Raw genomic sequence first — 390 nt, forward strand, 5'->3', positions numbered from 1 at the left:
TCACGCCGACGACGATGCTGGAGTTTACCTTCGAGAGCAGTCAGGAGGGTGAGATTCACGGGATCGGCTTTACGGACAGCGACACCACGAGTGCGGCGGCTTCACGCATATTTACACTGTGGGGCACGCAGAACTGGGGCATACGCGATTATTCTTACAACGGATCAGGCGCCCAGACCTTCGTCATTCCGGTTGGTCAGTACTACACGGGCACGGGGATGCGACTGACTATCGCCAATGATGACGATGCCGGGATAGGTAGCGATTCGCGTTTCACAGGAATCCGTATATACGACCCGAGCCAGGAGCCTGTGCCGCCAATGGTCACCAATCCGGGTCACCAGACGAGCACGGTTAACAACTTCGTGTCTCTGGCTATCTCGGCTAATG

1 pseudogene is annotated in these 390 nt (G+C 56.4%); it reads left to right on the forward strand.

Annotation, left to right across the window (positions count from 1 at the left end):
* Positions 1 to 390, forward strand: a pseudogene (locus ACJMKX_RS17975) (hypothetical protein); the annotation flags it as partial.

The sequence above is a fragment of the Lentisalinibacter sediminis genome (genome assembly GCF_040706615.1).
Taxonomy (GTDB): Bacteria; Pseudomonadota; Gammaproteobacteria; order Steroidobacterales; family Woeseiaceae; genus Lentisalinibacter; species Lentisalinibacter sediminis.